Origin of the sequence: Paenibacillus vietnamensis (assembly GCF_020169515.1) — a bacterium.
Taxonomy (GTDB): Bacteria; Bacillota; Bacilli; order Paenibacillales; family Paenibacillaceae; genus Pristimantibacillus; species Pristimantibacillus vietnamensis.
Genome location: NZ_JAHMHW010000001.1, coordinates 1,057,733 through 1,082,165 on the forward strand (window position 1 = coordinate 1,057,733; position 24,433 = coordinate 1,082,165).

Annotated in this window: 24 protein-coding genes; 9 read left to right on the forward strand and 15 right to left on the reverse strand. The window is 52.3% G+C overall.

The window, feature by feature from the left end:
• The first annotated feature begins 132 nt into the window (after positions 1–132).
• Positions 133–279, forward strand: a complete 147-nt coding sequence (locus KP806_RS04680) for a hypothetical protein (protein ID WP_224722367.1) — start codon at positions 133–135, stop codon at positions 277–279.
• A 47-nt stretch (positions 280–326) separates the two neighbouring features.
• Here the strand turns inward: KP806_RS04680 and KP806_RS04685 are convergent, their stop codons facing one another.
• The 3 genes from KP806_RS04685 to KP806_RS04695 all read right to left on the reverse strand — a co-directional run bounded on the left by KP806_RS04685 (position 327) and on the right by KP806_RS04695 (position 3,245).
• Positions 327–848 carry a hypothetical protein gene (locus KP806_RS04685; protein ID WP_224722368.1) on the reverse strand — a complete coding sequence of 174 codons (522 nt, stop codon included), beginning with the start codon at positions 846–848 and terminating at the stop codon, positions 327–329.
• 75 nt (positions 849–923) lie between these two features.
• Positions 924–1,904: a glucosaminidase domain-containing protein gene (locus KP806_RS04690; protein ID WP_224722369.1), complete on the reverse strand. Its 981-nt coding sequence runs from the start codon at positions 1,902–1,904 to the stop codon at positions 924–926.
• A 324-nt stretch (positions 1,905–2,228) separates the two neighbouring features.
• Positions 2,229–3,245 (reverse strand): SDR family oxidoreductase, encoded by a 1,017-nt coding sequence (locus KP806_RS04695; RefSeq protein WP_224722370.1) that lies wholly within the window; start codon positions 3,243–3,245, stop codon positions 2,229–2,231.
• A 137-nt stretch (positions 3,246–3,382) separates the two neighbouring features.
• On the opposite strand from KP806_RS04695, the gene KP806_RS04700 reads away from it, so the two are divergent.
• The 4 genes from KP806_RS04700 to KP806_RS04715 all read left to right on the forward strand — a co-directional run bounded on the left by KP806_RS04700 (position 3,383) and on the right by KP806_RS04715 (position 7,115).
• Positions 3,383–3,907 carry a PCYCGC domain-containing protein gene (locus KP806_RS04700; protein WP_224722371.1) on the forward strand — a complete coding sequence of 175 codons (525 nt, stop codon included), beginning with the start codon at positions 3,383–3,385 and terminating at the stop codon, positions 3,905–3,907.
• A gap of 192 nt (positions 3,908–4,099) precedes the next feature.
• Complete coding sequence (locus KP806_RS04705) at positions 4,100–4,891, forward strand: SDR family NAD(P)-dependent oxidoreductase (protein WP_224722372.1); 792 nt, start codon at positions 4,100–4,102, stop codon at positions 4,889–4,891.
• 3 nt (positions 4,892–4,894) lie between these two features.
• Positions 4,895–5,680 (forward strand): SDR family NAD(P)-dependent oxidoreductase, encoded by a 786-nt coding sequence (locus tag KP806_RS04710; protein ID WP_224722373.1) that lies wholly within the window; start codon positions 4,895–4,897, stop codon positions 5,678–5,680.
• A gap of 46 nt (positions 5,681–5,726) precedes the next feature.
• Complete coding sequence (locus KP806_RS04715; RefSeq protein ID WP_224722374.1) at positions 5,727–7,115, forward strand: mandelate racemase/muconate lactonizing enzyme family protein; 1,389 nt, start codon at positions 5,727–5,729, stop codon at positions 7,113–7,115.
• 51 nt (positions 7,116–7,166) lie between these two features.
• Here KP806_RS04715 and KP806_RS04720 read toward each other — a convergent pair whose 3' ends face one another.
• Both KP806_RS04720 and KP806_RS04725 read right to left on the reverse strand, forming a co-directional pair.
• On the reverse strand, positions 7,167–8,885 hold the full coding sequence (locus tag KP806_RS04720; protein WP_224722375.1) for a cellulase family glycosylhydrolase: 1,719 nt from the start codon (positions 8,883–8,885) through the stop codon (positions 7,167–7,169).
• 197 nt (positions 8,886–9,082) lie between these two features.
• On the reverse strand, positions 9,083–9,391 hold the full coding sequence (locus KP806_RS04725) for a hypothetical protein (RefSeq protein ID WP_224722376.1): 309 nt from the start codon (positions 9,389–9,391) through the stop codon (positions 9,083–9,085).
• Positions 9,392–9,545: 154 nt separating this feature from the next.
• On the opposite strand from KP806_RS04725, the gene KP806_RS04730 reads away from it, so the two are divergent.
• Positions 9,546–10,370, forward strand: coding sequence for a DUF2935 domain-containing protein (locus KP806_RS04730; protein WP_224722377.1), 825 nt, complete (start codon positions 9,546–9,548; stop codon positions 10,368–10,370).
• Between the two features lie 62 nt (positions 10,371–10,432).
• On the opposite strand, the gene KP806_RS04735 is transcribed toward KP806_RS04730, so the two are convergent.
• The 4 genes from KP806_RS04735 to KP806_RS04750 are packed head-to-tail and all read right to left on the reverse strand — an operon-like array spanning position 10,433 to position 14,544.
• Entirely contained in the window at positions 10,433–11,401 is a 969-nt protein-coding gene (locus tag KP806_RS04735; protein ID WP_224722378.1) for a mannonate dehydratase, read from the reverse strand.
• Between the two features lie 26 nt (positions 11,402–11,427).
• Complete coding sequence (locus KP806_RS04740) at positions 11,428–12,762, reverse strand: ABC transporter substrate-binding protein (protein WP_224722379.1); 1,335 nt, start codon at positions 12,760–12,762, stop codon at positions 11,428–11,430.
• A gap of 40 nt (positions 12,763–12,802) precedes the next feature.
• Positions 12,803–13,633 (reverse strand): carbohydrate ABC transporter permease, encoded by an 831-nt coding sequence (locus tag KP806_RS04745; RefSeq protein WP_224722380.1) that lies wholly within the window; start codon positions 13,631–13,633, stop codon positions 12,803–12,805.
• The gene (locus tag KP806_RS04750; RefSeq protein ID WP_224722434.1) at positions 13,630–14,544 is read right to left on the reverse strand and encodes a carbohydrate ABC transporter permease; all 915 of its coding nucleotides are present in this window, start codon (positions 14,542–14,544) and stop codon (positions 13,630–13,632) included. The genes KP806_RS04745 and KP806_RS04750 overlap by 4 nt, the downstream gene beginning before the upstream one ends.
• Before the next feature lie 287 nt (positions 14,545–14,831).
• Between KP806_RS04750 and KP806_RS04755 the strand changes: the two genes are divergently transcribed.
• Entirely contained in the window at positions 14,832–15,737 is a 906-nt protein-coding gene (locus KP806_RS04755; RefSeq protein WP_224722381.1) for an RraA family protein, read from the forward strand.
• A 69-nt stretch (positions 15,738–15,806) separates the two neighbouring features.
• Here KP806_RS04755 and KP806_RS04760 read toward each other — a convergent pair whose 3' ends face one another.
• From KP806_RS04760 to KP806_RS04785, 6 genes are all read right to left on the reverse strand, one after another.
• Entirely contained in the window at positions 15,807–16,976 is a 1,170-nt protein-coding gene (locus tag KP806_RS04760) for a helix-turn-helix domain-containing protein (protein ID WP_224722382.1), read from the reverse strand.
• 42 nt (positions 16,977–17,018) lie between these two features.
• Positions 17,019–17,669 carry a GntR family transcriptional regulator gene (locus KP806_RS04765; RefSeq protein ID WP_224722435.1) on the reverse strand — a complete coding sequence of 217 codons (651 nt, stop codon included), beginning with the start codon at positions 17,667–17,669 and terminating at the stop codon, positions 17,019–17,021.
• Between the two features lie 174 nt (positions 17,670–17,843).
• Entirely contained in the window at positions 17,844–18,779 is a 936-nt protein-coding gene (locus KP806_RS04770; protein WP_224722383.1) for an NAD-dependent epimerase/dehydratase family protein, read from the reverse strand.
• A 2-nt stretch (positions 18,780–18,781) separates the two neighbouring features.
• Entirely contained in the window at positions 18,782–19,924 is a 1,143-nt protein-coding gene (locus KP806_RS04775) for a glycosyltransferase family 4 protein (RefSeq protein WP_224722384.1), read from the reverse strand.
• A 140-nt stretch (positions 19,925–20,064) separates the two neighbouring features.
• Positions 20,065–21,621, reverse strand: a complete 1,557-nt coding sequence (locus KP806_RS04780) for a GMC oxidoreductase (protein WP_224722385.1) — start codon at positions 21,619–21,621, stop codon at positions 20,065–20,067.
• Between the two features lie 148 nt (positions 21,622–21,769).
• Entirely contained in the window at positions 21,770–22,192 is a 423-nt protein-coding gene (locus KP806_RS04785; RefSeq protein ID WP_224722436.1) for a GNAT family N-acetyltransferase, read from the reverse strand.
• Between the two features lie 169 nt (positions 22,193–22,361).
• Between KP806_RS04785 and KP806_RS04790 the strand changes: the two genes are divergently transcribed.
• On the forward strand, positions 22,362–23,330 hold the full coding sequence (locus KP806_RS04790; protein WP_224722386.1) for a cation diffusion facilitator family transporter: 969 nt from the start codon (positions 22,362–22,364) through the stop codon (positions 23,328–23,330).
• 155 nt (positions 23,331–23,485) lie between these two features.
• Entirely contained in the window at positions 23,486–24,325 is an 840-nt protein-coding gene (locus KP806_RS04795; RefSeq protein ID WP_224722387.1) for a sugar phosphate isomerase/epimerase family protein, read from the forward strand.
• Positions 24,326–24,433 lie beyond the last annotated feature (108 nt).

Here is a 24,433-nt window from a genome sequence, read left to right on the forward strand (position 1 = left end):
GATCCTCCCGCTCGGGTTGATCAGCCTTTTTTACAATCCACGACGATTTAAAAAAAATTGTTTCCAGCTCCGTTACTTTGGATACCCTATAACTGCTCCACCAACCAACGTACAGCAATGGAGGTCAGAAACATGGCGCGCAATAAAAACAAATCCATCCCGGCGCAAAACCAGTCGTTCGCCGCCCGCTCCAGGGAAGCAGAGAATAATGTTGCCGATGCTACGGATGCAAACAAAAACCAAAAGGGACATATTCCGAACAGCCCTTCTACCGGTTAGGAAAATGAAAAGAGCGGCAAGCGAACATTTCGCTTGCCGCCCGGTCACTAAACTAAACTGTCCCAGCGGTGGCGGTACTGAAGCAGCTTGGGATGCAAGATCCTTGGCTCGACAATAACAAGCAGCCGCAATTTGACGATCCACTCCTCGAAGGAGGAATAGGAAGCGAACGCGTTAGCCGTCTCTCCGCTCAACAGAAGAAAGAGCGGGCCCGGGTACGTTTCCGCAATATGCCTCAGCGCGGAGTCGATCGGCGTATATTTTTTGCGCTTGGCTTCCAGCCGCTCTACGACTACATTCACCGATTCGCGCTCCCGCTTCCACTCATACAGCTTATCCTCCCGCTTGTATAACGCGCTAACGGGCTCCTTCGACATCCGCTTGACAGTTTGCTCATGCAGCGGATAGAGGACAAGCCTCGCAAACGACCGCTCCTTCACCGTAAGCGCCGCCAGATCCAGCTCGCGGTCCGACACGTGCTCGAAAGAATCGTAGTAGACAATCGTTCCTTTCCGGTCCTCCTCCTGCGGCTCATAGCCGAACGGTACTTTTTGGGGCAGCTCACTCATAGCAGGTTCTCCTAGTCAAAAAGATAAATGTTGGACTCGATTTGAAAATACCATATATGTATGCAAAAAGCCAACTTACAGCTTTTTATAGTCGCTTTTCATGATCGCTCTGACGAGCGACGGCCACTTTGAGTTCGCCGGACAATACTTTTTGGCAACCTGTTCGACCGTTTCCAGCCCTTTGCCCACATAATGCTTGGATAACAGCTTCCCGAACCTTCTTACGCTGTCGCCCTTCGTTTTGAAGCTGAACGCTTTATTGTATTTATCCCCGTCGATGGCATTTAAGCCGAATAAATTATTTTTGTTTTTTGCGAGCTTGCTTTTCCCGTTCCCGCTTTCCAGCTTCATGACCGCAATCGTGAAAAAAGCGTTAATGCCGTATTCTTCCTCAATTTCGAGAATGGCCGACTCTAGTCCGTGCCCGGATAAGGCTGTTCCCTTAAATATTTTTTTGATATGTGCCATCGTTAATCCCGAATCCGAATCCACTCTTGAAGAAGGCTTATCGGGCAGCTGCCGGGTTTCCTCCGGGGCGGAGGCGCTGCTTTCCACGCTTGCGATACGGACTGCGGCTTTTTGTTTCTTCGGAGCCGGCTCTTCGGCAGCCGGTTCAGGCGCGTTATTCTCCGTTTTCTTCGCATAACCTGCATGAATATAACCGCCGTCCTTCAGCTTCAGCCAGCCGTTGTCGGTGACGGCTGCGATCTCAAAGGCCGTTCCTTGCTCCGCGACATGAAGAATGCGCGAACCGGCATTTGGCTCCGAACGGACATTCAAGTAATAAGCGGTAACCTCGTACACCGGCAGTTTCTTCTCGGCCGGCTTTGCCGGCTGTGCTTGCTCCGCAGGCGGAGCCTTCGGGGAGGCTTTAGTTTTGGATTCGCTCTTTCGGTCTTGATCAGCCGTACTTCGGGCAGCCTCGGGAACCGGAACGGTCTTCTTCTGCGGCTCGATCGTCTTCTGAACGCTCACCTCATTTCTTGCGGTGACGGCATTTCCGGCCGATTTACCGGATATTCCGGTAAACTGCGGGTCATTGTTATTTATGGGCATAACATTCATTCCCGATGTGATTAGTAAGGATAATAGCAACAGGACAAGCACAGATTGCTGAATGAACGTTTTTCGCATGATATACCTCTTCTCGTTATGGATTGAAGGATATGCAGTCTTTAGGGACAATCAGACAGTCTGTGAAGATTATATGTCGGGCAGTCCACAAAAAAGACGGGAAAATGTCCGTTTTTCGGCTCAAACCGCAATTATGAGAAAAAATAAATAATTGCCGGGCGCCTGAAAAATCTTAAAAAACGCCAAAAAACCCTTATTCCGCAAGGGATAAGAGCTTTTTGGACAATGAATTTTTATGCAACCCGCCTACTTCCTGGATTTCCCAAATCCCGCCTCATGTGCCTCGATTATGGCATCCATCTGAGCATTCCAGGCTTCGTCCTCCGTGCAGCGCTCCGGATGCGCCTCAAACCATTTCACGGTACGCGCGATCCCCTCCCCGAAAGGAACGGTCGCTTCGAACTCCGGAACCAGCCTTTTGATTTTGCTGTTGTCGAAAACGCTCGTTACGGCTTTGTCGCCGAGCAGTCCGCCTTCCAGCTCGGGATTATGCGAGATCAGAAACTCCGAGGAAATATGGACAAGCTTCGGCTTGCAGCCGGCCGCTGCGCCGATCGCTTCATAAATTTGATTCCATGTCAGCACCTCGTCGGAGGTAATATGATACGCCTCCCCGATCGCTTCCTCGCGCCCCAGAAGGCCGACCAACCCTTTGGCGAAATCGGTATTATGCGTCATCGTCCATAAGGACGAGCCGTCTCCGTGCACGATGACGGGCAGCCCTTTGCGCATGCGGGCGACGAGCGACCACGGATGCTGCCAGCTGTTCAGCGAGGCCGGGATCATCGTATTGCCGTACGTATAGGACGGCCGTACAATCGTATACGGAAAGCCGGACCCGGCGCGTTCCGTCTCCAGCAGCTGCTCGCAAGCGATTTTATCTCGGGAATACTGCCAATATTTATTCTCAAGCGGCGTTTTGTCTTCCGTGACCATATAGTGCCCGGGCGGCTTCTGGTAGGCCGATGCCGAACTGATGAAAATATATTGCTTCGTTTTTCCGCGGAACAGCTCGATGTCCGTCTGAACATGCTCAGGGGTGAAAGCGATCCAGTCGACGACGACGTCGAAGGAATGGCCTTCAAGCGCGGCCGCTGCCGACTCCCGGTCACGGATATCCCCGGTAATGACCTTTGCGCCGACCGGAACGAAATCGTCTCTTTTACCTCTATTGAACAGATAGAGCTCGTAACCTCTCTCCACTGCGAGCTTCGATACAGCCTGGCTGATCAGACCCGTACCGCCAATGAACAATACCTTCATCCGTATTCGCTCCTTTTTCTTCCGATTCCCATCCATTTTAATGCAAGAATCGTTCAATGAATAGTAGGAAAAGTTATGTTTTTCGGCTGCATGGCGATGATATAATCGTAATATTCCATCGAAAGGTAGGGTTTACCTTGAACAAAATCGCGCAAACGACGCTGTACGCCGCCATTCTCTCCGGCTTGCTCCTCAGCGCCTGCGGCAATCAGGCGTCCCTTGCGGATAACGGACAGGGCGCCGCAAACGGGCATCACGAGCACGAACATGAGCGGACGTCCAGCGGCGATCTGCAAGAGAAAACTTCTTCGCTCAAGACGCTTCCGGCTTTCCTGGATTCGGCCTCCCGGGACATCGTCGCTGCATATCGAACCGCTGCGACCGTAACCGATATTCTCCCCTATATTCCCTGTTATTGCGGCTGCGGCGAAAGCGCCGGACATCGCAGCAATCTCGATTGTTTCATTGCAGAAATAGGCGAAGACGGCTCCGTCGTCTGGGATGATCACGGAACGCGCTGCGGGGTATGTATGGAAATCGCCGTTACCGCCGCCGCGATGAAAGCAAGCGGCATTGAAACGGAGCGGATCCGGGCGCTCATCGACGATACCTATAAGGAAGGCTACGCAAAGCCGACCGATACGCTTCTTCCTTCCGCATAACCGGGCCTTAATCGCCCCTGCAAGCCGGCAGCCGTCCGTGCCGCCGGCCTAACAATCCCCTGCCCTATTGACCTTTTGCAAAAAATCAAACAAAATCATAATTTTAAAGCATCGCCACTTCAGCTCCGAAATCTCTATTATTAAGCTATTAGATGAAACCTAGCACCTAAAGCTGCTTGATGGAGGGGATCTATGAATCTTCATAACAAAACCGTGTTTATAACCGATGCGGACAGCGGCAGCGGTTCGGCCGTCATCCGTCGTTTGGCCGAGGAAGGCGCCCGCTTTATTCTGAACAGCCGGTCGGGAGGCGAAAAGCTTGCCGATGAGCTTTCCTTGATCCGCGAAGCGGGCTCGCAGGCGATCGTCGTGAGCGTCAATCCGTCCGTCAGCGCCGAGGTGGCGGAAATGCTGCAGTTTGCAGAGCAGCAGCTTGGCCCGGTCGACATCCTGATCCATAACGATAACGAAGTGCTTCAAGCTTCGGTCGAAAGCTGCAGCGAAGAGGCGTTTTGGGATTGCCTCAGCAGAAACGCCAAATCGGCGTTTGTCTGCACGCAGGCGGTCGGCCGGCAAATGGTCCGTCAGCAAAGCGGGAGCATCATTTATGTCTCCTCTATCCACGCCGAGAAGCCAACCGGCTCGTCCTTCGCCTACAGCGCTTCCAAGGGAGCGGTGAAGATGCTGGCCAAGGAAGCGGCGCTGGTGCTCGGCCGGTCCGGCGTCCGCGTCAACACCATCGAGCTTGGACCCGTTCAAGGCGATGACAAACGTTTTAAAAGCAGCTTCTCTACGCTCTATCACGACTATGAATACAAGGTACCGAATGCCGTTCTCGGCAGCATCGAGGATTTGGCCGGGCTCGTCCACTTTCTCGCATCGGACGATTCGGCCTATGTGAACGGAGCGGATATCCGCCTCGACGGCGGCTTTCTACTGCATTATATGAATTTCAAAATGAAGCGTCCCCAGTCCGGGAGGTGAACCATGAGCATCGCAGGCAAAATTGCGCTCGTTACGGGCGCGGGTACCGGAATCGGCAAAGGGGTAGCGATCGAGCTCGCACGGCGCGGGGTCAAAGTAGCCGTTCATTATAACCAGAGCGATGCCGGCGCACTCCATACGAAGCAGCAGATCGACGAGTTTGGCGGAGACTGCTTTCTCGTGCAGGCCAATGTCGCGAACCGGGAGGAAATCGAGCGGATGGTCGGCATCGTCGCGGACCGATGCGGCGGCATCGATATTTTGGTGAATAACGCCGCTTTGCAGCTGAATTACGATTTTTTCGAGCATGACGACGCCTCGTTCGACCGGATGATGAGCATTAATTTAAAAGGTTATCTGCAGTGCATTCAGGCTGTTGTCCCTTATATGAAGCAAAAGCAGGCCGGCTCGATCATTCTTATGTCTTCGGTCCACAGCAAGCGCCCAACCGACTTCGACGCCGTTTACTCGATGACGAAAGGCGGCATCCGTATGCTCGGCCGTGAAAGCGCAATCGAGCTTGCCCGCTACGGCATCAGGGTGAACACGATCGAGCCCGGTGCCGTCGACGTCGGCAAGCAAAGCGCCAGAGAATCCAAGCCGATTATGACCCGGGAGGATGCCGAGCGTCACAAAAAGCAGGCCGGCTCCATCCGCGACAAATTTCCGCTTGGCCGCGTCGGCACGCCCCTCGACGTAGCACGGCTCGTCTGTTTCCTCGCATCCGACGAAAATGAGTTTTTGACAGGCTCCTCGATCCGCCTCGACGGCGGCAGTATGCTGCTTTAATGCAGGTTTAACGATCAAGTTCAACTATATTGAAGGAGTGATTTTTGTGGCCAATAACCCGTCCTATGAAGAAACGTTAGCGCATGTCAGCACCTATTCCAAACCGTCCGAGCTGCGCATTACGGACATTCGCTTCACCGATATTACAGGCGGTCCGTTCCACAGCAGCTTGATCAAGGTGTACACGAACCAGGGACTTGTAGGATTCGGTGAGGTTCGCGACGGCGCAGACAAGGTTTACGCCCAAATGCTGAAAGGGCGCCTGCTCGGGGAAAACCCATGCAACATCGATAAGCTGTTCCGCAGGATCAAACAGTTCGGCGGACATGCGCGGCAGGGCGGCGGCGTCAGCGGCCTCGAAATCGCAATGTGGGATTTGGCGGGCAAAGCATACGGCATCCCGATCTATCAAATGCTCGGCGGCAAATTCCGGGAGAAAATCCGCATGTACTGCGATACCGAAGTCGTAGGCAAAGATACGGGCACCGCGATGGGCCTAGCACTTAAGAAACGGATGGATCAAGGCTTCTCCTTCCTGAAGATGGATCTCGGCATTGGCCAGATTATTCACGAGCCCGGAACCTTGAGCGCGCCGGTCGGGTTTCTTCAGGAAATGCGGGATATTTCACAAAAACGTTACCGGAGCCATAACGAAAATTTGACGGAGGATGAAATCAGGGACATCCGGAACCGCCATTACGATATTCACAATATCCCCCACCCTTTTACCGCTATCCACGTTACGGAAAAAGGACTCGACATGCTTGAGCAATACGTCGCGGACGTGCGCGCGGTCATCGGCTATGAGGTTCCGCTTGCGGTAGACCACTTCGGCCATATCGGCCTCGAGGATTGCATCAAGCTGGGCCGCCGCGTCGATAAGTTTAATTTGGCCTGGATGGAGGATATGCTGCCTTGGCAGTATACGGAGCAATATGCGAAGCTGGCCCGCTCGGTCACGACCCCGATCTGTACGGGCGAGGATATTTATTTGAAGGAAAACTTCCGCCCTCTGCTTGAGGCCGGCGGCGTTTCGGTCATCCACCCGGACGTGCTGACGACGGGCGGCATTCTGGAGACGAAAAAAATCGGGGACATGGCACAGGAATATGGCGTTGCAATGGCCATCCATATGGCGGAAAGCCCGATCGCCTGCCTGGCGGCCGCCCACGTCGCAGCCGCTACGGAAAACTTCATGGCGCTCGAGTACCATTCCTGCGAAGTGCCATGGTGGGATGATATTATCATCAGCAGCAAGCTGCCGAAGAAGCTCGTCCAAAACGGCTTCATTCATATGGTTGACGCCCCGGGCCTTGGCATCGACGACCTGAATGACGAAGTGCTCGCCCAGCATCTGCATCCGAATATTCCGGGGCTGTGGGAAGCAACCGATATTTGGAACCAATACCATTCGAACGACCGGCTTTGGAGCTGACGGTCCTTCAACGATAAACAGCCAGCCGGTCAACCGGCTGGCTTCTTTGTTTTACTCCGAGGCGGTACCTGTGACAGCGGTGCCGCTCTTCGTAATCGTGTAGGTGACGGTTTCACCGCTCCAAAAGTAGAAGGTCAGCACAACTTCACCGTCGTTCACTTCGTTGAAGAAGTTTGGCGTAAGCTTGATCTCGTTCGTTTCATACGACGGCGAGAAAACATACGAAAATTCCTTGAACGAGGTCCAGCTCTGCGGACCTGCGTTGCCTCCGGCCGCGTAGACGGCTTCCATCGTAGCAAGCCGGTCGCCGTTAAAGGAGGCTGGAATCGAGAACCCGGCGGTCGTACCGGCAGTATTGTGCAGCACCGGCGTATCGTAGACGATGACGTCAAACACCCAATCCTCGCCTTTGTTGAAGTCCGCTTTCAGCTCCGCGTTCTCCCCATATTCCCCAGCTGCCGTAAGCTTGTCCAGCAGCTCCGCCTTCACTGTCAATACATTTCCTTGCAGCGTGTAATCGGAGCCCTTGCGCAGGGCCTTGCCATCATAGCGAAGTGCAGTCAGCAGGTTGCCGTTCAGCTCCAGATCAATGACAGCATCCTGAGCCGCAGCTCCCTTCCGCACATAAATCAGATCCGTTTCCGCCGCAGCGGAACGTCCCTTCCAGCTCGACTTCAGCATGCCGAACAGCTGCGGATCGTTCCACTTCAATTCGAGGCGGTTTAAATGCTGCCCATTATCCCACAGCATATGGGTAATGCCTCTCTCTTGAATGTAATGCAGCAGAAACTCGAAAAACTTAAGTTTTTCGCCTTGCTCGATCGTTCCCGTATTTTTGTCGAAGCCGAGCAGGCCGAATTCGCCCAAAATAACCGGAATCCCTTTCGCTACAAGCGAGTTATAGACGCGGTCAAACGTCTGGACGATATCGTTTTTCGTTTCCTCGTTAAAGCGGGTGAAGCCGGCGATATTGACGCTGAACGGCCAAAAGCCGTAATAATGAACGGTCGCAATCAGATTCGGGTCGTTAAGCGCCTCGAACGTATTAACGAGCGCATCGAGCCTGTCCTGGTTCGCACTCGTTTCCAGCGTAGGCAGGACGAGCGGGCGCTCTGCATTGTTGCCGCCGGAGCTGCGAACGATTTGATGGAAGGAAACATTCAATTCATGCAGCATCGCATAGTGCGTTTCGCCGCCTCCGCCCCATCCGTCCGAAAAGCGGGGTTCATTAATGCTTTCAAACGACAGCTTGTGCGTGTAGTTTTTGAACCGGTCGGCGATTTGCGTCCATGCCGCGTTGTAGCGTGCAAGTACGGCGTCATGCTCGGTTCCCATCCGGTTTACCCATATCCAGGAGTCGTGATGCAAGTTGATCATGACGTAAAGGCCGGCGTCCAGGGACCAATTTACAACCTCTTCAATACGGTCCATAAAGGCCGGATCAATTTCGTAGCCGGGCGCCTCGCCCATCCTCTGGTCCCAAGTAATCGGGATGCGGATGCTTTTGAAGCCTTGTGAAGCGATGTGCTTAATCAGTTCCTTTGTCACTCGCGGGTTTCCCCAGGACGTCTCGTCGGCTCCGGTCGCGTCGAATGTGTTGCCGAGGTTCCAGCCGGGCTGCATCGCTTCGACATAGGATTGAATTTTGCTCTTCGGAACGATAATCGAAGGCTCCGGCTTCGAGGCCGCTCCTGCGGCCGGAACGAGCATGGCTGCCATGATCGCAACCGATAACAAAACGGTGAACAGCTTGCTGGACAGTTTCATCATTCCGATTTACCTCCTTATGAAATAGGTGTTTGAACGAAACAACCTGCTTTTAAGCCAATTTGTCTACTCCTCCTCTCTTTATGTAAGCGCTGTCAACTCTAGCGACAATGAAAATTTTATCATGGCTTCACGCCCGGCAATACCCCAATATTTAGGTAATAAATCAGGTCAAAATTAAAGGTGGCGGGACGAACCCGTCACCCCTCCACCACATCCGCTCTCAAGTCGCCGGCAACCTCAATCATCTTCGGGATGACGGCATCGTTCAGGCCGGACACGTAAACATCCCCGTCATAATGCCGGAACGGGATTTGTTTATCCCCATAGCTCCACATGAAAAAATCCCCTTCGATCGACATGGTCGTCGCTCCCTTCACCGTAAACACATTTGTATAAGTGAAGTCGGGTTTGTTCTCAAAATATTGCTTGCACTCCTCCAACGAAATCGTAAGCGGCGATTGTCCGTCTACCTGCAACGATCTGGTAATCCGATAACGCTGACTCATTTTTTTGCCTCCATTGATTTTCCAATTTTTTATGTGCGGTTTCTTTATCCCCTTTCCTACTATAACCTTGCCCGTTCCCAAAAAGAAAGGAGAAATGCTTCGGAAGAGAAGCGCATATGGTAGTAAGGGCTATTATTGATAAGGAGGTTGAATCATGGCTGATGCCTTTGTCGTCCGTTCACTGGATGAGATCCGCTTTTGGTCCAGGATCATGAAGGAGCATTCCCTGTTTCTGAGGCTTGGATTCCGATGCGAGGATACGCAGCTTATTCAGGAAGCGAACACTTTTTATTCAATTTTCGAGCAGATTGAAGCAAGAGCGAACGCCTACTCGGCGGATACGGATCCGCAGCAGATTATGGCGTTCAACACCGAAGTGCATACCGCGGTATCGTACATCTGGGCTTTTAAACGAAAGGTGCTGGAGCTCATACTCACATGCCAGCTCCCCGGGGCAAACAATTTTCCGCTCTTAGTCGACCATACGAGCCGGGAAGCCAATTATTTCCGGAACCGGCTTGCCGATCTCAATAACGGGAATCTGGAGCCGCTCGGGGACGCCATTATCGACGAAAACGTGTTCTTTTTGAAAATCATGGCCGATCACGCGAAGTTTATCGGGCATCTCCTCGATCCTTCGGAGCGTAAACTCGTCCAGCAGGCGAGGGAATTCAGCCACGATTTCGATCAGCTGCTTTGGCAGGCTCAGGATTTAAGCTCCATGCGCCCGCAGTCCGAAACGGTTCCGTTGCTTGATCAATTTTTGGACCAAAACCGGGTGTCGGTCGTAAGTCTTCGCGATTTCAAAAAGACCGCACGCGATTTAATTGAAGCCTGCCGAATTAAAAGCATCATCCATCCTCTGCTTGCGGATCACGTTTACCGGGAAGCGGAACGGTTTTTGGACATCATTGACATGTTTGAGGAGTCATTGACGGGCAAGGCTGTCGCAGGGGAGAAAAAATGGCATCATGATTGAACCGCATCTCTCAACTCCATAAAAAAAGAAGGACGGGAAACATGCTCCCGTCCTTCAAGTCTTTATCTCGCTGCAGCGGCAGCAGCCTCCATCAAACCTCTGATATACCCGATCCCGTATAATCTGCCGAGCGTCTCGTAGCCGGGATTCGTATTGTCCTCCCCTTCCATCGTCGGAACGTGATCCGGGCGAGCCGGGCCGTTAAAACCGACCTCGTAATACGTGTGCATCGCCCCGAGCATATCCGTTTTTCCGTTGTCATGGAACGTTTCCTCGAACTTCTCCGGCGTCCCCACTACATCTCGGAAATGAACGAAAAACAGCTTGTCCTGTCCTGCAAAATGCCTGATCACGCTTGGAATATCGTCGCCCGCCGTCGCGAGCGTACCTTGGCATAACGTGATGCCGTTGTAATCGCTCGGCACGAGATCGATCGCTTTCTGCAGGGCGGCGGCGCTTCGCAAAATCCTTGACACGCCGCGGATCGGCGTAATCGGCGGATCGTCGGGATGCAGCGCCAGCTTAACCTTTGCCTGCTCCGCAACCGGGACGATCCGCTCCATGAAATAGTGGAGGTTTTCCCAGAGCTGCTCTTCCGATACGACTCCGGCTTCGGTAAGCGGAGCGTCCTTCATCAAGCTGTGGTCGTAGCTGGATACGAGTGCGCCGCCGCGCGTTCTTGTCGTCGTCGAGGTCCGGAACCAGTTGAACTGCGCCATGAAATTGTAGCAAAGCACCGGAATGCCGGCCGCGCCCATATTGACGAGGAAACGCTGGAACTGCTCGATTTCCGCGTCCCTTCCGGCCGTCCCAAGCTTGATCTCATTGCTGGGCGGCATGGATTCGATAACGGTCAGCTCCAGGCCGAAATCCTGGAAGCGCTGCTTCATCCGGATGAGCGGCATCAAATCCCAAGGCTTCTCTATCTTCTCTTCCCACGGCAGCCCTCCTACAGCGTGATCTACGCCGAGCTGCTTTGCCAAATGCCACAGCCGGTTAGGCTGGGATGAAAATACTTCCGCTAGCTTCATATCGATGATCTCCTCCCGCAAGTCCGTTAGCCGGCAGCCTTCTCCGCCAGCTCCTTGCCCATTTTATCGATTTTGTTAAACGCATCTTCAATCGATTGCTGGGCGAAGGTGACGGCCTCCATTTCCTTCCTGTACGTATCCACCCATTCGGAGAAACCGGCTGCAGGCGAATAGAATGGAAGCGCTTTGTCCAGGGACAGGTCGTAAATCTCTTTGCCGATTTTGTCTTTCGGCTCCAGCGTTGCTTCAAGCGACGCATACACATCCGGATTGATCGGAATGCCGCGTGTCAGTCCAAGCGCAGTGCCCGCTTCTTTATCCTCGATAAACCACTTCACGAACTTTTTGGCTTCGTCTTTGTTTTTGGAATTTGCGCTGACGCTCAGGAATATCGTCGATTGCGCCCAACCTCCGCCCGCCGGCCCGACCGGCAGGTTCACGACGCCGACCTTGCCCGGCATCAGCTGCTCCAAAGCGCTGACCGAGCCGGTTGTCGCCCCGCGGGTCATCAGCACGCCGGAAGCCATCGGATCCGCCTGCGGATCGTTCTCGAGGAACGCAGCCGCTTTCTCTGCCGGCGGTACGATTTTCGCTTTGCGGAACTCCTCATACGTGCCGTAAAATTTCATGAACAGCTCTTTGTCCAGCGTAAACGTCTTGCCTCCGTCGGACATGATCGGCGGCTTGCCCATCGACGTCTGATAATAGTTGAAGCCGTCCCATGACGTCGTATCTCCGATCGGATACTTGCCTTCCGGCAGCTTGGCGCGGGCGTCTCTCGCCCATTGGAAAAACTCGTCATACGTCCAATCCTTATGCGGAAGCGGAATGCCGAATTGCTCCAGCTCGACCTTGTTGAACGCCAGCCCCTGCGCGTTTTGGCTTAACGGAATGCCGTACAATTTTCCGTCGATTTTCAAATTCTCGATAACGCCGGGATCGACGATGCCGGACAGATCGATATCGCTCAAGTCCTCCAGCTGGCCTCTCGATACGTATTCCTGGATAAAGGCGGCGTCCATCTGCAGCACGTCCGTGATCGTCTTCGAGGCGGCCAGCGTCGGAAGCTTCTGCCAGTAGGCATCCCAGGCCATAAATTCAGGCTTGAAGGTGACGCTTGGATTTTGCTTCGTATAGATGTCGAGCGCTTTCTTCGTCGCTTCGTGGCGCGCATCCGTTCCCCACCACATAATGCTAAGCGTCGTGCTGCCGCCTTCCGCAGCGCCTACATTGCCGCTTGCCGGTTTGTTCGTGGCGTTATCCGGCGAGTTTCCGCCTCCGCCGCCCCCGCTGCAAGCCGAAGTGACGAGCAGAGTGGACAGCATCAGAGCACCAAAGCCTTTGGACCATTTCGTGTTCATTCTTAACGCATCCCCTTTACCTTTTTTAATGGCAAATACGTTACCCCTTCAAACCTGTAGTCGCAATTCCTTCGACGAAATGCTTTTGAGCCAGGAAGAAAATAAGGACCGAAGGAAGGATCGACAGCAGAGACATCGCCAGCAATTGCCCCCACTGAATGTCGAATTGATCGATGAACATCCTTAGTGCCAAGCCGACCGTAAACTTATCGACCGAGCTTAAGTAAAGCACCTGAGCAAAGAAATCGTCCCAGCTCCAGATGAAGGTGAAAATCCCGACCGTGACGAGCGCCGGCTTCAGCAAAGGCAATACGACTCTCCAAAAAATACCGTATACGCTTGCGCCGTCGATCGTCGCCGCTTCGTCCAAATCCCGCGGAATGCTGCGGATGAACTGTACGAGCAGGAAGATGAAGAACGCGCCGCCCCCGAAGAAATGCGGCAGAACAAGCGGAACATAACTGTCGACGAAACCAAGCTTATTGAACAAAATGTATTGCGGCACGACCGTAACCTGACCGGGCAGCATCATCGTCAGCAGCAGGATGGAGAACCAGAAGCCGCGCAGCTTGAAGTTCAAGCGGCCGAAGCCGTAAGCTACGATCGCCGCCGTCGCCACGCCTCCAAGCACGTTGCCGAGCTCCATTAGCAGCGTATTGCCGAAGAAATGCGCAAACGTGTAATCCGCCGAAAAATGCCAGCCGTTTGAATAGTTCTCCCACATGGGCGTCTTCGGCCATATGGTCGGCAGGCTGAGCTCCTCGGCCTTCTTGAGCGAAGCGCCCACCCACCAAATGACCGGATAAAGCATAATGAACGAGAAAGCCGACAAGGAAAAATGGCTGGTCAGATTGGAGCGCAGCGTATTCATTTTGTTTTCCCCCCATCCGACTCGTAGAACACCCAGTAGCGCGATGCCGCGAAATTAATCAAGGTCAGCAGCGCCACGATGGAAAGCAAAATCCAGGCCAGAGCCGACGCATACCCCATCTGGTAATGCTTGAAGGCCTTCTCGTATAAAAACATCGCATACATATACGTGGAATTGATCGGTCCGCCTTTCGTGATGATGAAAGCAGAGGTAAAGGTTTGGAACGAGCCGATAATGCCGAGCACCAGGTTGAAGAACATGACCGGCGACAGCATCGGAAGCGTAATGCTGATAAATTTTCTTACCTTGCCCGCCCCGTCTACCGAAGCCGATTCGTAAAGCTCCTGCGGCACCTGCTTCAGACCGGCCAGGAAAATAACCATCGTCGAACCGAACTGCCACGTGTTGAGCAGGATCAGGGTGCCGAGAGACGTGTCCGGATTCGAAATCCAGCCGACGCCTTCAATGCCGAACCATGCCAGCACCTGGTTGACATAGCCGTCCAGACCGAACATATTGCGCCATAGAGCGGCAACCGCGATGCTTCCTCCGATCAGGGAAGGAAAATAGATCGCCGTCCGGTACAGGTTCATGCCTTTGATGTTTTTGTTCAGCGCGATCGCCACCATCAAAGAGAAGAACAGCTTGAGCGGGACGGAAAACAAAACAAACATAAACGTTACGCTCAGCGATTTCGTAAAGGTCGCATCATCCGTAAAAATGTTGACGTAATTGTCGGTGCCCGTCCATACCGGATCTTCCAGCAGCGAATATTCGGTAAAGGACAAATAAAAGGATTGCGCAATCGGCCATAACGTAAGCAGCAGAAACCCTAGCAGCCACGGCGAAATAAAAATATAGCCCGCCAGCTGTTGCCCGCTTATTCGCTTGCTTTTCTCTTTAACGGGCATGCTCTTGGTTTGCGTACGGGTTTTCGAATCGGCGATTACTCCAATAGTCATCTCCTCCTTATTGCTCCAAGCTGAATTATTTGTTGTTCCCTTACTTTAAACGAAAGCGGTTTCATGTTGGAAGTAGACGAATTTATGAAAGTGTTTGATTTTTCTTAGTGCGAAAAATTCATACATACGAGCCAAATGCCGTAAGAAAGTCACATCGACAAAAGCGGGATAAACCCTAACAATAGACTTAGAAACAACGACAAGAATATCCTAAAACTACGGAAGAGGTGCCGAATATGAAATTTGACAATCCGGAAGATATCGTACAGCTTACGCCGCTATGGGAAGGAGAACGCTTTCCGAACGGCCGTCCAAAAGTATCCGAGGATATTCTAAGACGTATGCGCAAAATTACACTGGAGGAGGCCTGGGGGCCTTTGTGGAACCGCGGTTATACGTTTCAATTTGAAGGCGATTTCAAAATCATCCATCCGAATCAAGTGATGGTCGGCCGTGCCGTGACGGCGGTCATGGTACCGAAGCGGCCCGATCTGCATGAAACGCTGCTTAAGTACGGACATGAGCAGGAGCAGCGGCGCGGCTTCTTCAATCAATGGGTGATCGACGAACTGGTCGAGGACGACGTCGTCGTCGTAGATATGTTCGATAAGGTTCACCTCGGCACCTATGTCGGCGGCAACTTGTCGACGGCGATCTCGACCCGGACTAAACGCGGCGGCGCTGTCATCTGGGGCGGCATCCGCGACAATCAGCAGGTGGTGGAAATCGATAATATCAACGTCTACTACCGTGGCAGCGATCCGACCGCCATTGCGGACGTGACGATGGTCGGGATGAATGTGCCGACCCGAATCGGCAAAGCCATTTGCCTGCCGGGCGATGTCGTGCTCGGGACGCCGTCCGGCGTCATATTCATCCCTCCCCATCTGGCCGAGCTGACGGTCGTGCAGGCGGAGAAGTCCCAGGTACGGGACGTATTCGGCTTCGTGCGGCTGCGGGACAGCGTCTATTCGACCGCACAAATCGATGCGGCTTGGGATCTCGCCTTGTGGTCCGATTTCATGAACTGGTTCGAGACGGACGACGCAGCTGCGGAGTACCGCCATCTGGATTGGACGAAGGAGCTGGAGGATGCCCGCAAAGCGGACCGGAGCGGACCGCAAAGCGACGTAAGACTGTAACGAAGGAAAAAGAAAGAGGCTCTGCCGGCGCAAATGCGGACGGCAGAGCCTTGTTTATTTAACCTTTCGTTATTTGCCGACCGACTCCCGGTATTCGCTAGGAGACAGGCCTACCTTCTTTTTGAAAATTTGACTGAAATACCTCGGATCCTGATAGCCGACTTTTTCCGCGACCTCGTAGTTTTTGTAATGCGTGCTTTTCAGCATATCCTTCGCCTTATTGATCCGGATGTCCGTCAAATGCTCGATGAACGTTTTTCCCGTATTCGTCTTGAACAACAGGCTCAAATAAGTCGGCGTCATATACACCTTCTGCGCGACGCTTTGGAGCGAGGCGTATTGGCATTCCTGCTCCATATGCAGAATCGTCTTCTTGATGATGCTTCTGTGGCTCTCCTTCTGATTATGGGAGATCACTTCTTTCATACATACGAGAAAGCGGATGACATACTGCTTCAATTCCTCCAGCGTTTCCAGCCTGATCACCGTCATGACGTCAAACGGCTCGTATGCGCCGATGTTCTCCGATTCGGCTACCGCTCTTTTCTCCAAGCCGATCAGCAGCCGGACCGTCAAATCGTACATGCTTTGACAAGCGACGGGGCCTCTATGTACGACGCTTTCATAAAAATCGCGGACGGCTTCCTCCACCTCGGCCGGCGTTTCGGCAGCTTTGAAGGCGTCGAACAGCCCCTTTTCCCGTTCATCCGGATAATGCTCGAGCGTCTCGTAATCGCCTAGCTCGCTGTAGCTTATAATTTGGCCGGTCCCCCGGTAAAACTTGTGACGCAGCGCCTTCGCCGCCTGCCTGTAAGAATGATGGATGTCGCAAAGCTGGCTGCACGGCTTGCCGACTCCGATATTAACAGGATCGTGCAAAAATGACCGCACCTTTTCGCTGACCGTTTCGAGCATATCCTTAGACATCCAGGAGAAGAGCAGCGCGACCCTTCCCTCCTCATCCATAAAAACAACGCTTCCGTCCGTCATCTGCTTCTGCAAAAAATCTCTCATTTTCTCGACATAAACAAGCTTCTCGTGCTCATCCTGGAAATGAGCCGAAGGCTCCAGCAGCGCAATCGCCGGGAAGGTATAATAAGGATTTAGTCGCAAACGCGACAAGGCTTCCTTCAAATCGCCTTTTGAGCTGCGCGAGCCGGACACCAGATTTTGCAAAAAACGGTCCCGCATCCACGTCAAGATAACATCCTCTTCAAACAATAATCCCTCTTTAAGCATGATCCATTACCCCTTTTTTATCAGGTTGATTGATGCCATGCGTTACGAATGGAGATGAATCGTTTTATAAGAGTGCATATGCTCGATAAACGTTTGCCCGGCAGCTTCCGCATCGCCTTCCCGCAGCACCTCGACCAGCTTCATATGCCAGTCGGCGAGACCGTCGGTCTTGTAATGCCTGTTCGAAATGGCCATAAACCTCATCACCTTCAGCTTCATATGGTTCCAAAGCTCAAGGATCATATGATTGCCGCAGCGCTTATAGAAAAATCCGTGAAACTCCATATCCAGCTCTAAAATAGCGAGTACGTCATTCCGGTTATGCGCATCGTCCATGTCCTTGATCAAGCTTTCCAGATAGCTGTAATCCGCTTCCTTCATCGATTTCATCGTTTCCCTGACGGCATATCCTTCAATGATTTCTCTCAAAACAAATATATCTTTGATTTCTTTTGCGGTAATATCGGAGACAACCGAGCCTTTATTAGGAATGCCCGTAATAAAACCCGCCTGCTTTAAACGTTCAAGCGCCTCACGGACGGGGGCTTGGCTAATATTGAATCTTTTAGCGATTTCCAGCACGAGCAGTCTGGTGCCCGGCTGCAGCTCCCCTGAAAGAATGTCCTTCTTCAGCATCGTATAAACCTGTTCGCTGATCGAGTTTGTGGATACGACCGGCCACTTGTTCTGCATTCCGTTCACGTCTCCGTTTCCTATTATCGATTATCGATAATCCGCTTTCTGGTTTTATTATAAAGCGCTTTCAGTCAGCGTGCAACGGCGGAATTTGTCGAATAAAACAAAAACGCCCTGTGTGCAGGACGCCAATTATTTAATGAGATTAATTTTTAATGCATCTAACTAATTCTATTTCTCATCATTCGTCTGATCGGCCATTTTTTCAAAAGCGAGAGTGTCTTTAAGCCCTTCCTCCAGGGAATACTGCGGCGTCCAGATTAATTCGGATTTCGCCGCTTCGTTGCAGAGCACGCTGTGGCGAATATCGCCGGGCAATGCCGGTTTATATTCGGCCGTTACCTTGTTGCCTGTTAATGAACAAAGAAGCTCCAGCAGCCCATTGACTGAAGAAGGAACATTGCAGCTCACGTTCAGCGTTCGACCTCCCCCGCTCGTCAAAGCGGCGGCATTAGCGCTCACAATGTCTTTGACATAAATGAAATCTCTTGTTTGATAACCGTCGCCGAAGATGGCCGGGACCTCTCCCTTTGCGAGCTTGTTCAGAAAGATAGAGATGACGCCGCCCTCCCCTTCCGGATCCTGCCTTGGCCCGTATACGTTGGCATAACGGAAAATCGTGTAGTCGATTCCGTACAATGCGGAAAAGGCTTCGATATAATGCTCGGGCGAATGCTTGGAAATTCCGTAAAAGGAAAGCGGTTTGACCGGATGCCGCTCATCCACCGGCAAATATTGCGGCGTCCCGTAAACGGCCGCGGAAGAAGCGTATACGATTTTTTTTACGCCATATTTTTTGCAATGCATCAAAAGCGCCAGCGTCCCGAGTATGTTCGTGCCCGCATCCTTGAGCGGCTGCTGCAGCGAGGTGACGACATTGATTTGCGCAGCGTGATGGTAAACGACTTCCGGCCTGCACGCCTCGAAAATGCCGTCCAGCTCCGGACCGGTTACATCCGCTTCGTAAAACCGTGCCTGCGGCGGCACTTGATGCTTCTTTCCGTGAGACAGATTGTCGATGACGGTCACCTCATGCCCGTCCTCTACAAGCCGATCCGTCAAATGCGAGCCGATAAATCCTGCACCTCCGGTAATAAGGATCCGCATCGTTACATCAAGCTCCGGTAATAGGCTCTCAAACGATTGACCGTACTGGTCCAACTGAAGCTGGCAACGGCCCGCGATCTGCCGCCTGCCGAAAGGCGCCTGCCTAATGCCGGGTTTTTCATAATTCGGGACATCGCCGAAGCGAATGCCGCCGGACTTTTATAGTCGTTAACCAGCAGCCCGCTTTTGCCGGTCTGTACAATTTCCAGAATGCCGCCGCGCGCCGAAGCGACCAGCGGGATGCCGGAAGCCATTGCCTCGGAATTTACGCAGGCAAAGCCCTCCTTGAACTGGGTCGGACAAACGAATATATCCGCCAGGTGGTACATTTCATGTATTTTATTCGGAGTGATGTATCCGGTAAACCGGATCGGGACGTTCAGCCGCTTCGCCATTTGCCTGACTTTCCTCATATAAGGAGTTTCGCTTTTCCGCCCCGGCCAGGAGGCGCCGACAGCGACGATTGTAACCTTCTTGTTCTCCTTGCGAAGCAGCGCTGCTGCCTGCACGAGCGTGTGAAGTCCTTTTCTCGGAATGATCCTCCCTACGAACAGCAGGTTGAAAGTGTTCTTTAACCCGTATTTTTGCCGGATGCCGTTCTTATAAGAACGGGATCTCGGCCTGAATTTGTCTGTGTCGACGCCAAGCAGAATCGGCTTGAATTTTGCGGCATATTTAGGGTATCGGGCTTTAAACGTAGCGGCGAGGGAGGAGACGACGCATGCCACCCCGTCGGTTTGCCGGAGGACGGCATGGCCTTTCTTGCGGCTCATCTGCGAGAGGAAATAAAGGGAATGCAGCGAGAGCACGATCGGCGTCTTCGGAAACGCTTTTCGGATCGCACGGATAAACGCAGGCCGGTTATCGATTTGAATGACGTCGAATCGTTGTCCGCGCAGCTTTCTCATAGCCGTCTGAATGTACTGTCGCCCGCTGGGATATGGAAAACGCACGTACTTCAGCTTTCCGTTCGCGGCCGCATTCGTTCCGGGCAGCTTCGGATGCGTACAGCTGACAAGCGTGACCTGGTCTGTGCCTGCCATTCTTGTAAAAACATTATGCATAACGGCTTCCACCGAGCCTCCCTTGACCGGGGGAAGCGGCAGCCGGTCTGGAGCAATGGCTAAGATCTTCACTGCATACATCCTTTCAACTATCGGGATAAGCTACTCCAATCGATGAATATACGGATTATACTATGTGAAGTCAGACGCCGGGAAACGGCATTCGCCCAGCAACCATTGGATTGGAAGAAGAACAATTCGGAATGTCAAACGGAAAAGATCTAAACGAGCGTACGATAAATATAATCAGCCGTACGGAACGCATTGGCTACCGTCGTTAGCGTAGGATTTACCGCCCCTGTCGACGGAAGAACACTGTTGTCCGCAACATAAAGCCCTGAAATGCCGTGAATTTGACCGTACCGGTTTGTCGCCGATGTCGCCGAGTCATCCCCCATCCGGCACGTCCCCGCTTCATGAAAGTCGTACCCGGGAGGCCAAATACAATCGCTGTCGGGTACGGACGCTTTCATGGCTTCAGCAGCCTGCAGCAAAGCCCTCTTCATCTGACGGACGACTGCAAAATCGGCTTCGCTGTAAGCGAAGTTCACTTGAATTTCCGGAACGCCGTCCGCATCTTTCTGATTATGGTTCAAGTAAAGGAAGTTCTCGTACCGGGACTGGACTCTGCCGGAAACATCAAAAGCGACCGACGTTCCTCCGGCGCCCAGCTTGAACTGGTAGGGACGGCCTTCCGTTTGCGGAATGATCAACGAAATTCCTCCTTCCGCCGAATGCTGCGGCGGGAGGCTGCTATGCGTACTTAAATAGGTATGATTCGTAAGATAATGACCGATCGCTCTGCCCGGAATATCGGAGCTCAGCAGCAGCCTTGGCGTTTCGAACGTGCTTGCCGCAACGACGACCTTTTTTGCTTTCAGCGTGTACGACTGTCTATCACGCGATATCGCTAGAACGCCAGCGACCTTGCCTTCTTCGTGCAAAATTCGTATCGCTCTGGCCTGCACGGCCAATTCAAACGACCCGAGGCGCAGAGCGTCTCCAATGAAATTGATTGCGCTGAATAAGTTATCGCCGTCGCCCATCGCATTCGGCAGAAGCCTGGACTCAGGAAAACCTCCGGCCCATAAGCGGCGGAGAAGGAGTTGATTAATCGGCGTGTCGATCCCGGCGACATTCATCATTTGCTCGGCGAGATTATAGTAAGGCTCCAGCTCTTTATAATCAAACGGCCAATTGGCAAATTCAAAAGGCGGAAGCCGCGGTGAAGTAAACCCCCAGAACAACGTTCTGCCGCCAAGTGCGTAGACTACCCTTGCGCCCGGATATTCCGGCATTCTTATCCCGATCGGCGTAGAGACGGTTGGACTTAAAAAATATTCCAGCATCCGGTTCCAATCCCACAAGGTGCGTACATTCACGGCATGCGTCGGAAGCAGCAGCCTTCCTCTTTCGATGACGCCGATCCTTTTGCCGCTGATTTTCCCAAGCTGCTCGCATAGTCTCCACAGCAAGGCGCTGCCCCCGGCCCCGGTTCCTATAATAAGCACGTCGTACTCCACCTGCTCCATTTGCGACAATGGAGTTAGTGGAACCCATTGCTCCTGCCGGCCCTGCGGCAGGACAGGAGGACAAAATGTAATATCGGAAGATCCGCTCATAGAAGTCTTCGGGGGAAGGTTGACGATAATGCCGCCGAGCTTTGTATCCGGGCTTTCTACAAGCGGATTAATAGAGACGAGCTCTGTCAATGAAACCTTGCAGAGCCCGGCGATCATTCGAAGTGTTTCCCCTGTCCCGGCGACATATCGTCTCAAGCGTTATCCCCCCCTTTTTCAGACAGCTCTGCCCCGTACCCGGCATACGCCGCTTTAAGCAAACGGCAGCTTATGATCTACCTATATTCAAGGACAACCTTTGATATGTGGAATTGAAGGGGATAATTTCCCTCATTAATAATTAATGTCATAAATCTTTAATCATCTTAACATGAGGAATATTCTCCTCCATAAACACTTCCGAATCGGTCCGGTAACCTAATTTTTCATAAAAGGGAGCGGCTTGTACTTGTCCGTGCAGCTTCGCTTGACCGGCCCCTTTCTCGGCGGCGATGGCTTCCAGCTCCTGCATAATCCGCTTGCCAAGCCGATGCATGCGGTGAGATTCAAGCACGCAAATTCTTTCGAGTTTGGCGGTTCCGTCGACGAAGCGCACTCTTCCCGTTCCTGCGGCTTCGCCGTCAACATAAACGAGTACATGCTCCGCAATCGGCTCATACTCGTCAATTTCAACTTCCTCCGCTACTCCCTGCTCCTCTACAAATACTGCTTTGCGGATCCGGAACGCATCCTCCAGCTGCTTTTTGTTTTGTATGCGTACAACATTAATCATGTTCTCTGTTTCCTTTCATAGCTGAGTCATTCATTCATTATAATGCTTACCTGATATTATGCAAAAACAAGTACCTGACCGACAAGGATTGCGGCAATTTGAATTTCCTCCGATTTCAGACTAAACTTGTTATATATGATCCAAAATATGGAGGTTGATTGGCAAAATGAGCGATTGGCTAGCCCTCGTCAAAAAAGGTAATACCTCATCAGCTGCGGCTGCTCTTGGAAACACGGGACTCGCCGCGATTAAAGCGGTTGCGGCATCCTTCAGCGGCAGCGGTACGATGTTTGCTTCTGCCATGCATTCAGTCGCGGACGCCGTTAACCAGGGCTTCGTTTTTGTGGGAAGCGTATTGGCGGAACGGTCGCCAACCAAAAGATTCCCAACCGGCTTCGGTCGCGTTATCAATTTATTTTGTATGATCGCTGTCATCGTCGTAACGATTATGGCATATGAAACGTTTCTTAAAGGCATGAAGCTGCTTAAATATCCAGAAGAATCGACAAATTTTTGGTTAAACTTTATCGTGCTGTTCATTGCGATTGTTATTGACGGCAGCATTTTGTACAAAGCAATGAAGGAAATTATTAAGGAAACCCGCACAAGTGCAAAGGGTCCCGCTATGTTTATAGCCGCGTTCCGAAATGCGAACCGGGCGGCTCCGCCAACAAGGCTTGTATTCTACGAGGACATTGTTGCGACGCTCGGAGCCTTGTTTGCGCTGCTGGCTGTCATTCTGGCGGAGTTTACAGCGTTTAAAGCCATGGACGGCATCGCCACCATATTAATCGCCTGTCTGATGATTGGAGTAGCCTTTAAAGTCGGGTTTGACAATATGATCGGCCTGATAGGGGTTGCAGCTCCGAAGGAAGTTGAGGAGCGGATCGCCGGTATAATCATAGCTGATCCGGACGTGACTGACATCAGCAAGCTTCGCATCGTACAGGAGGGCCGGCGATATCATGTAGAAGCTTATATCGAGCTGCGTAAAGAGCTTACGCTGGCGGTTGCGACTGATATTAAGCATAGAGTTCGCGATCGTTTGCTGGCAGACAGCGACATTTCCGATGTGACTCTGGGCATCCTGGACGATAACGGCATAAAAACCTGGACCCCTTCCTCGAATATATAAGCAGTTTGCTCGCGACCGGCTTTCACTGGTCGCTTTTTTATTTTCATAAACGCTAACCAGCGTAACGATTAGCCAAATTTGATACATGCTTTTTGTGAGTTTCAAATGCTATCCTATTATCTAGCAAGAACATATTAATTATGAGGCGGGATGACATGGCTTATTTATCCGTTAGTACCTGGAGCTTGCACCGTTTGCTTGGCCCCCAACGCTTGACCGTATGGGATGCGGAGTCTAGCACGCACCAATTGAGCATACAGGATCAGCCGCAGCGGCATACCCTTTTGGAATTGCCAAATGAAGCGGCATCAAGGGGGTATCAAGCTCTCGAGATTTGTCATTTCCATTTTCCAGCCACAGACAACGATTATTTGGAGCAGCTTAAGCATTCCTTCGAGACAGCCGGCATCTCTTTCGATACGCTGCTGCTTGATTATGGCGACCTGACCGAGCCCGATGAACAAAAACGTATGGCAGATACGGCTTACATACGGAGCTGGATCGATGTCGCCGCGCTGGCAGGGGCCAAACAAATCCGCATCATTGCAGGAGAAGCTTCTCCAACGGACCATGCCGCTATCCGGCAAGCCGCATCCGCTCTCAAGGAATTAGCAGCATATGCTTCTCCTAAAGGAGTACGCGTCATTACCGAAAATTTCAAGCCGCTTACCTCTACGGCAGCAAGCTCCCTGATGCTTCTGGAGACGGCTGGCCCGGAGGTCGGTTTTATTACCGATTTCGGCAACTACCGCGGCCCCGGCAAGGTGGAGGAAATCGCCTCCACCGCCGGCCGCAGCGTATCGATTCATTGCAAACCGAACTATGACGAAAACGGATATCCCGATGCGGATACCTTCTTGTCCTATTTAACAGAGGTCCAAAATACGGGCTACAACGGCTCCTATGTTCTGATCTACGACGGCCCCGGTGATATGTGGGAAGGCTTGGAGCGTATAAAAACGCTTGTCGTCCCTTTTATAAGTACATCTCGCTAGTATTTCACTTTAACGGCACCCGCAAGATGACTCCCTTACAGTACGAGGGCACCGAAAAAGTTCCTAGTTCAATTAAACGAGCCCTACCTCGATTTCTCGAGGTAGGGC

Coding starts and splice junctions, on each gene's coding strand:
- KP806_RS04745 (WP_224722380.1), bottom strand. CDS start 13,633: ATGAATACGCTGCGCTCCAATCTGACCAGCCATTTTTCCTTGTCGGCT.
- KP806_RS04770 (WP_224722383.1), bottom strand. CDS start 18,779: ATGCGGATCCTTATTACCGGAGGTGCAGGATTTATCGGCTCGCATTTG.
- KP806_RS04685 (WP_224722368.1), bottom strand. CDS start 848: ATGAGTGAGCTGCCCCAAAAAGTACCGTTCGGCTATGAGCCGCAGGAG.
- KP806_RS04730 (WP_224722377.1), top strand. CDS start 9,546: ATGGCTGATGCCTTTGTCGTCCGTTCACTGGATGAGATCCGCTTTTGG.
- KP806_RS04750 (WP_224722434.1), bottom strand. CDS start 14,544: ATGCCCGTTAAAGAGAAAAGCAAGCGAATAAGCGGGCAACAGCTGGCG.
- KP806_RS04740 (WP_224722379.1), bottom strand. CDS start 12,762: ATGAACACGAAATGGTCCAAAGGCTTTGGTGCTCTGATGCTGTCCACT.
- KP806_RS04775 (WP_224722384.1), bottom strand. CDS start 19,924: ATGTATGCAGTGAAGATCTTAGCCATTGCTCCAGACCGGCTGCCGCTT.
- KP806_RS04735 (WP_224722378.1), bottom strand. CDS start 11,401: ATGAAGCTAGCGGAAGTATTTTCATCCCAGCCTAACCGGCTGTGGCAT.
- KP806_RS04760 (WP_224722382.1), bottom strand. CDS start 16,976: ATGCTTAAAGAGGGATTATTGTTTGAAGAGGATGTTATCTTGACGTGG.
- KP806_RS04710 (WP_224722373.1), top strand. CDS start 4,895: ATGAGCATCGCAGGCAAAATTGCGCTCGTTACGGGCGCGGGTACCGGA.
- KP806_RS04765 (WP_224722435.1), bottom strand. CDS start 17,669: ATGCAGAACAAGTGGCCGGTCGTATCCACAAACTCGATCAGCGAACAG.
- KP806_RS04705 (WP_224722372.1), top strand. CDS start 4,100: ATGAATCTTCATAACAAAACCGTGTTTATAACCGATGCGGACAGCGGC.
- KP806_RS04680 (WP_224722367.1), top strand. CDS start 133: ATGGCGCGCAATAAAAACAAATCCATCCCGGCGCAAAACCAGTCGTTC.
- KP806_RS04720 (WP_224722375.1), bottom strand. CDS start 8,885: ATGATGAAACTGTCCAGCAAGCTGTTCACCGTTTTGTTATCGGTTGCG.
- KP806_RS04790 (WP_224722386.1), top strand. CDS start 22,362: ATGAGCGATTGGCTAGCCCTCGTCAAAAAAGGTAATACCTCATCAGCT.
- KP806_RS04755 (WP_224722381.1), top strand. CDS start 14,832: ATGAAATTTGACAATCCGGAAGATATCGTACAGCTTACGCCGCTATGG.
- KP806_RS04695 (WP_224722370.1), bottom strand. CDS start 3,245: ATGAAGGTATTGTTCATTGGCGGTACGGGTCTGATCAGCCAGGCTGTA.
- KP806_RS04690 (WP_224722369.1), bottom strand. CDS start 1,904: ATGCCCATAAATAACAATGACCCGCAGTTTACCGGAATATCCGGTAAA.
- KP806_RS04795 (WP_224722387.1), top strand. CDS start 23,486: ATGGCTTATTTATCCGTTAGTACCTGGAGCTTGCACCGTTTGCTTGGC.
- KP806_RS04725 (WP_224722376.1), bottom strand. CDS start 9,391: ATGAGTCAGCGTTATCGGATTACCAGATCGTTGCAGGTAGACGGACAA.